Here is a 7,480-nt window from a genome sequence, read left to right as displayed (position 1 = left end):
CTGATCCCGTCGGCCCACGTATGAGGCCTGTCGCGGCACCGGGAGCGAACCGGGAGGAGCGCTCCGCGCCGCGACAGGCCTCATACGTGGGCCGACGGGATCAGGCCGTGTGGAGAGTCAGGCCGTAGCGGTTCAGGATCTCGTTGACCGGCTGGTACCAGGTCTCGCCACCGCTGCTGCAGTTGCCCCAGCCGCCCGAGGTGACGCCCTGGGCCTGGTCGCCGCTGATGAAGGAGCCGCCCGAGTCGCCGCCCTCGGCGCAGACGCTGGTCTTGGTCATCTGGTGGACGGCGCCCTGGCTGTAGTTGACCGTTTCGTTCTTGGCCAGGACATTGCCGCAGCGCCAGTGGGTCGTCGAGCCGGAGCGGCAGATCGAGGCGCCGATCGGGGCCTCGTTGGAGCCGCGGACGAGCTGGTCGGAGACGCTGCCCCAGCCGAGGACCACGGGGACGGTCCACCAGCCGCTGCCGACGTTCACCCACGCGTAGTCGTTGTCGGGGAAGGACGATCCCTGGAAGTTGCCGATGTACGAGCCGTCCCAGCCGCGCACGCCGGCGCCCGGCTGGCCGCAGTGGCCGGCCGTGACGAAGCCGCCGTAGACGGAGAAGCCGATGGAACAGCGGACGTTGCCCGTGTAGTACGGGTCACCGCCGACGGTGCCCGCGGCGAAGGTCTGCGGGGCCTTCGCGGTCTCCTCGACCGCGACGGGACCGGCCTGCCGGGCGCGGGCGAGGAAGCCCTGGACATCGTTGTCGTTCTTCTGTGCGGCGACGACGTTCACGACGACCTTGTTGGCCTTCGGGTCGACGTGCCAGCTCGCGACACCGGCCGGCGCGTCGAGCGCGTCGATCTTCGACTTCGCCGCGTCGAGCTGCCGTGCGCTGTGCTCGACCAGCCGCACGGTCGCGCCGGTCGCCCGTACGGCGTCGGCCTTCCCCGTGCTGGTGACGGCCACGGTCAGTGTGCCGCTGTCCGCGTTGAACCAGGAACCGCCGTACGACGATCCCGCCGCGCGCCGCGCCTTTCCGTCGACGGCGGTCGCGGTCTTCTCCGCCGCGAGACGCGCCTCGGCCTGGCTCTTCGTCAGGCCCAGGTCGTTCTGCATCGCGGAGAGCAGACCGGCTGATGCCGGTGCTTCGGAGACGGGGGAGGGGGCCGCCGCCGCGGGAACGAGGCCGGCGGTGGCCCAGGCTCCGAGGACGAGGAGCGCGGACAGACCGGTGCGTATCACTGTGGTGCGTCTCAAGGGATTGGCCCTTCTGGTTGTTCCAGCATCGTGGGGGTGGAACGTGGAACAGCGACCGGCTGAGAGCGCTCTCAGCCGATGTCAGCCGGAGCGTAGTCGAGGATCATGGGCAGGTCCATGCCAATGAGCAACCCGGGCCGCGCCCTGCCCGGTTGGGGCTTCCCGCAGTCCGTTTGGGGTGGCGTCATGGCCGTGACCGGCATCCGGCGCACTGCGGAAAGCCTGTTCGTTCCGGCGCCGTTTATTCGTTCGATCACGGCTGACCGGCCCTGCTAACTTCCCTGACGTGGCAACGAAACTCAATCAGATCATCGCAGTGGAGAAAGGCGTCAAGTCCAAGGCACACCAGGACCTGACGGCGGCCCATCACGGCCTCCAGAAGCCGGCCCTGCTCGCCGGTATCTCCCGTACGTATCAGCCGAAGGACGAGGAGGGTGAGCAGCTTCCGCCCGAGTCCACCCGCGTCCAGGTCAAGGCCGAGGACGTACTGCGCGAGACCGCGAAGACGCTGACGAGGCTTTTCGATGTGACCGCCACCAAGGACTGGGCGAACTGCGCGGCGCGCGCCGACATCACCGTCGACGGACGGGTGCTGGTGAGCGAGGCCCCGGTGTCCTATCTGCTCTTCCTGGAGAAGCAGCTCACCGACCTCAACACCTTTGTACGCAAGCTGCCGGTGCTGGACGCCTCGGAGTCCTGGAGCCAGGACCCGTCGACGGACGCGTGGAAGACCGAGGCCGTACGGACCGTCCGTACGAAGAAGGTCCCGCGCAACCATGTGAAGGCCGAGGCGACCGAGAAGCACCCGGCGCAGGTCGAGGTGTACTACGAGGACATACCGGTCGGTTACTGGACCACGGTGAAATTCAGCGGCGCGCTGCCCGCCCGTCGGCTGAACGAGCTGCTCGACCGGGTCGAGAAGCTCCAGCAGGCCGTGAAGTTCGCCCGCGAGGAGGCGAACGGCACGGATGTCACCGACCAGCGGGTGGGTGACGCGGTGTTCGGCTACCTGTTCGGGTAGCCTCGAAGACTCCCCGGCTGCCCGCTTGTGCGACCGGGGTGCGCGAGGAGCGCAAGCTGAAACTGAGGCTTGTCGTGACTGCGCGGTTCCAGTGGAGGTTCGAATCCTCCCCGCGGCACATCCGCAACAGGATGGACGGGCCGCGGTAGCCCAATCGGCAGAGGCAGACCGCGATCAATCTCAGACTATTGCTCCAGACTCAGCATTGGCCGCCGATCGCCGGATCGATCGGGCCCAGGCCCTGGGACGTCGAAGTGCCGGTTCAAGTCCGGCCCGCGCAGCTCGATGCGCGGTGGTCCAATGGCAGGACGCGGCGACATGACGACTAACCTGGGTTCTCAAGCGTGCCGGCGTGCGACATGGGTGGCATCACAGGGCTCGGGGGCCGGCTACGCCTCCGGGTCCGCTCCTTTTTCCGCCTGCCGCCTGTCTCCCGCCCGTTTCCCTCCCGCTCTTCCCGGCCCTGCCCTCACTGGCGGTATCCGCTCAGGAAGCGGCCGATGCGGCTGATCGCCGCGTCGAGGTCGTCCGCGTACGGCAGGGTCAGAATCCTGAAGTGGTCCGTACGCGGCCAGTTGAAGCCCGTCCCCTGTACGACCTGGATCTTCTCGCGCAGCAGCAGGTCCAGTACGAATCGCTCGTCGTCGTGGATCTTGTGCACCTTCGGGTCGAGCCGCGGGAAGGCGTACAGCGCGCCCTTCGGCTTGACGCAGGAGACGCCCGGGATCTCGTTCAGCTTCTCCCAGGCGCGATTGCGCTGCTCATGGAGTCTGCCGCCCGGAGCCGTCAGCTCCCGGATCGACTGCCGGCCGCCGAGCGCGGCCTGAATGGCGTACTGCGCGGGCGCGTTGGGGCACAGCCGCATCGACGCGAGCATCGTGAGCCCCTCCAGATAACTGCGCGCGTGCTGCTTGGGCCCGCTGACGACGAGCCAGCCGGAACGGAAGCCCGCCACCCGGTAGGTCTTCGAGAGGCCGCTGAAGGTGAGGACGACCAGATCGGGGGCGAGGGCCGCGGCGGTGTGGTGGACCGCGTCGTCATAGACGATCTGGTCGTAGATCTCGTCCGCGAACACCATGAGCTGATGACGGCGGGCGAGATCCAGCATCCCTTCGACGATCTCCCGTGGATAGACCGCCCCGGTGGGATTGTTGGGATTGATGATCACGACGGCCTTGGTGCGGTCGGTGATCTTCGCGGCCAGGTCGTCGAGATCCGGGTACCAGTCCGCGGACTCGTCGCAGAGATAGTGCACGGGACGGCCGCCGGCCAGAGTCGTGACGGCGGTCCAGAGCGGGAAGTCGGGCGCCGGGATGAGGACTTCGTCGCCGTCCTCCAGCAGCGCCTGGACGGCCATCGAGACCAGCTCCGAGACTCCGTTCCCCAGGAAGATGTCGTCGACGGAGACATCCGGCAGACCGAGCGTCTGATACCGCTGGGCGACGGCGCGGCGCGCCGAGAGTATGCCGCGCGAGTCCGTGTACCCATGGGCCCGGGGGAGCATCCGGATCATGTCCTGGAGGATCTCCTCCGGCGCCTCGAAGCCGAAGAGCGCGGGATTGCCGGTGTTGAGGCGCAGGACGCTGTGGCCCGCCTCCTCCAGTGCGTCGGCGTGCTCGATCACCGGGCCGCGGATCTCGTAGCAGACCTCGCTCAGTTTGCTCGACTGCCGGAACTCCATGCGGTGGCCTCCCAGACCTTGGTGCGATACTTGGTTTTACCAAGCATGAGCTTGGAAAGTCCAACAACATGTCTAGACTGCGCCACATGTCACGTCGCCGAAGTTACGACCAGTACTGCGCCACCGCCCGTGCCCTCGACGCCGTGGGTGACCGCTGGACCCTGCTGATCGTCCGTGAACTCCTCGCCGGGCCCCGCCGTTACACCGATCTGCACGCCGATCTGCCCGGCGTCAGCACGGATGTGCTCGCGTCCCGGCTCAAGGACATGGAGCGCGACGAACTGGCCACGCGCCGCCGGCTGCCCCCGCCGGCCGCCGCGTATGTGTATGAACTCACCGAGCGCGGTCGCGGGTTGCTGCCGGTCCTCACGGCCCTCGCGGAGTGGGGCGCTCCGGCGCTGGAGGAGCGCAGACCCACCGACGCCGTCCGGGCGCACTGGTTCGCCGTGCCGCTGCTGCCGGTGCTCGACGGCCTGCCGGGCCCGGACGGCGCGGGCGGGTTCGGACAGGAGGGCGTGGTGGAAGTCCGGCTGGACGAGGGGGCGTTCCATGTGCGGCTCGGCGCGGGCGATCCGGCGTACGGCGACGGTCCGGTGGAGAACCCGGACGCCCGTCTGGTCCTCGACGCCGACACCTGCCGCGCGTTGAGCGGAGGCGAGCTGACGGTCGGGGACGGGGTGCGGGACGGGCGGATCGAGGTGTCGGGTGAGGGGGCACTGGCCAAGATGCTGCGCGGGGAGTGAAACCTCCCTCATCTCACCTTTGATGCGTTCTTAATGTTTTTCTGCATACCTTGAGAGAAAATGGGGTTGAATGACGTCACCTGTCACCCGGTGTCATACTTGACGGTGTCCGTGTCCTCTGGCGGTCCGAGGGTGAGATGAGTGGCCATGATTCGGCCGGACACCGAGCACGAGGAACAGTCCGTCCGATCGAATGTCTTCGTGGACGAGTCGTCCACGGCGAAGGCCGCTGTCGACGCCCGGGGCACGGTGACCCGGTGGAGCGAGGGAGCTCGCAAGCTGCTGGGTTACACGCCCGCCGAGGTCGTGGGGCGTCCCGTGGCCGAGCTGTTCGCCGACGCGCGCACCGCGCAGTCGGCCGTGCGGGCGGCGGCGGGGGCACGGCGGAGCCCGGAGTCGCTGGGCAGATGGAGCGGTACGGTCACACTGGTGCACCGGAACGGCGAGCAGGTGGACGTACCGCTGCTGGCGCATCTCCGGAGGACGCCTGATCCCCAGGCATCCACCGGCCCCCAGGCATCCACGGGCACCCGGCGCTCTCCCGTCTCCGGGACCTCCACCGCCTCCGGGGCCTCCGACGGCACCGGGGCCTCCACCGCCTCCGACGGCACCGGGGCCTCCGACGGCACCGGGGCCCCCGGCGCCGGCCGTACCGGCGCCGAGTGGCTTCTCGTCTCTCCGCTCTCCCGTCCCACGCCGTGTGCCGAGGACGCCGAGCTGATCGAGGAGTTCTTCGTCCAGGCGCCCTGCAAGATGGCGATCTACGACACCCGGCTGCGGCTGCGCTGCGCGAACGAGGACATGGAGCACCTGCTGGGCCTGGCCGAGGACGACATACGCGGACTGCGCCTGCCGGAGATCGTGCCGGGTCCGGAGTCCGAGAAGACCGAGCGTTCCATGCGGCTGGCGCTGGAGACCGGCGAACCGCGGCAGCTCGCCTTCTCCCTGCGCATGGTGGGCCACGAACACGAACTCGCCTGGTCGCTCTCCATCTCGCCGCTCCGGGACCATGAAGAGCGGGTGCGGGGCGTGATGGTGGCGACACACGATGTGACCTCGCAGCACACGGCCCGGCAGCGGCTGCTCCTGGTCAACGAGGCCAGTGTCCGTATCGGCAGCACCCTCGACATCGGCCGTACCGCGCAGGAGCTCGCCGATGTGTCCGTCCCGGTCCTGGCCGATTTCGTGACCGTGGACCTGATCCCCACGGTCAACGAGGGCGGCGAGCCGCCCTCAGGACCGTTGACCGGGCGGATCACGCTGCGCCGGGCCGCGTGCAGTTCGGTCTTCGAGGGGGTCCCCGAGTCCGTGGTCCCGGTGGGCGAGACGGACGTCTACTCCGACTACTCCCCCTCCGCCGAGAGCCTGCTCACCGCGCGGGCGGTCGTGAGCAGGATGACGGAACCCTCCACCAACCGCTGGAAGATCCAGGCGCCCGAGCGGGCCGCCAAGGCGCGCGAGTTCGGCTTCCATTCGATGATGGCCGTTCCTCTGCGCGCCCGCGGAACCACTCTCGGTGTGGCGACCTTCACCCGGCACCGGCACCCCGAGTCCTTCGAGCAGGAGGATCTGCTCCTCGCCGAGGAGATCACGGCCAGGGCCGCCGTCTGTATCGACAACGCCCGCCGCTTCACCCACGAACGCGAGACGGCACTGACCCTCCAGCGCAGCCTGCTGCCCAGGAAGCTGCCCGAGAACGCGGCGGCCGAGGTCGCCTTCCGCTATCTCCCCGCCGACACCAGGGCCGGGGTGGGAGGCGACTGGTTCGACGTGATCCCGCTGTCCAGCTCCCGGGTCGCCCTGGTCGTGGGCGATGTCGTCGGCCATGGTCTCCAGGCGTCCGCCACGATGGGCCGGCTGCGGACGGCCGTGCGCACACTGGCCGATGTCGATCTGCCGCCCGACGAACTGCTCACCCATCTCGACGACCTCGTCAACCATCTCGCCGCGGAGGCGGCGAGCGGCCAGGGCATGGGTGCGCCCATAACGGCGGAGTCCGCCGGCGACGTCGGTGCCACCTGTCTGTACGCGGTCTACGACCCGGTCTCCCGGCACTGCTCGCTGGCCCGCGCCGGACATCCCCAGCCCGCGGTGGTCAGTCCCGACGGAGCCGTCGAATTCCTCGACCTGCCCGCGGGACCGCCGCTCGGGCTGGGCAATCTGCCCTTCGAGAGCGTGGATGTGGATCTGGCGGAAGGCAGCATCCTCGCCCTCTACACCAACGGTCTGATCGAGAGGCGCGAGCGCGGCATCGACGAGACGCTGGCCGCGCTGAGTGAGGCCCTGTCGCAGCCCACCGCGCCCCTGGAGGAGATCTGCGACAGTGTGCTCAAGGCGCTGCTCCCGCCGCATCCCGCCGACGACGTGGCGCTGCTCCTCGCCCGTACCCACGCGCTCGACGCGAACCAGGTGGTCACCTGGGAGCTGAACTGCGACCCGGCCGTGGTCGGGCGGGCACGGGTCAAGGTCTCGGCCCAGCTCGCCGACTGGGGCCTCGACGAGGCCGTCTTCACCACGGAGCTCGTGGTCAGCGAACTGGTCACCAACGCCATCCGGTACGCCGAGGCGCCCATCCAGCTCCGGCTGATCCATGACCGCAGCCTGATCTGCGAGGTCTCCGACGGCAGCAACACCGCGCCGCATCTGCGCCGCGCCCGGGTCTTCGACGAGGGAGGCCGCGGGCTGCTGCTGGTGGCCCAGCTCACCCAGAGCTGGGGCACGCGCCAGGGCGTCGGCGGAAAGACGATCTGGGCGGAACAGAGCCTTCCGGTCACGGGCCTGTGAGCCGC

Annotated in this window: 5 protein-coding genes; 3 read left to right on the top strand and 2 right to left on the bottom strand. The window is 69.1% G+C overall.

Features of this window, described 5'->3' with window-relative positions; all coding sequences use genetic code 11:
* Positions 1-100 precede the first annotated feature (100 nt).
* Entirely contained in the window at positions 101-1,231 is a 1,131-nt protein-coding gene (locus BFF77_RS17570) for a S1 family peptidase (protein ID WP_066950467.1), read from the bottom strand.
* Positions 1,232-1,532: 301 nt separating this feature from the next.
* On the opposite strand from BFF77_RS17570, the gene BFF77_RS17565 reads away from it, so the two are divergent.
* A complete protein-coding gene (locus BFF77_RS17565; protein WP_066950464.1) occupies positions 1,533-2,267 on the top strand; it encodes a DUF7873 family protein in 735 nt (244 codons plus the stop codon).
* A 469-nt stretch (positions 2,268-2,736) separates the two neighbouring features.
* Here the strand turns inward: BFF77_RS17565 and BFF77_RS17560 are convergent, their stop codons facing one another.
* Positions 2,737-3,948, bottom strand: coding sequence for a pyridoxal phosphate-dependent aminotransferase (locus BFF77_RS17560; protein ID WP_066950460.1), 1,212 nt, complete (start codon positions 3,946-3,948; stop codon positions 2,737-2,739).
* A gap of 86 nt (positions 3,949-4,034) precedes the next feature.
* Here BFF77_RS17560 and BFF77_RS17555 point away from each other — a divergent pair, with 86 nt between their 5' ends.
* Both BFF77_RS17555 and BFF77_RS17550 read left to right on the top strand, forming a co-directional pair.
* Positions 4,035-4,691, top strand: a complete 657-nt coding sequence (locus BFF77_RS17555; RefSeq protein ID WP_066950457.1) for a winged helix-turn-helix transcriptional regulator — start codon at positions 4,035-4,037, stop codon at positions 4,689-4,691.
* A 147-nt stretch (positions 4,692-4,838) separates the two neighbouring features.
* The gene (locus BFF77_RS17550) at positions 4,839-7,475 is read left to right on the top strand and encodes a SpoIIE family protein phosphatase (protein WP_066950454.1); all 2,637 of its coding nucleotides are present in this window, start codon (positions 4,839-4,841) and stop codon (positions 7,473-7,475) included.
* The last annotated feature ends 5 nt before the right edge of the window (positions 7,476-7,480 follow it).

The sequence above is a fragment of the Streptomyces lushanensis genome, from assembly GCF_001700515.1.
In the GTDB taxonomy this organism is placed as follows: Bacteria; Actinomycetota; Actinomycetes; order Streptomycetales; family Streptomycetaceae; genus Streptomyces; species Streptomyces lushanensis.
This window is presented reverse-complemented; position numbering and strand designations above follow the sequence as displayed.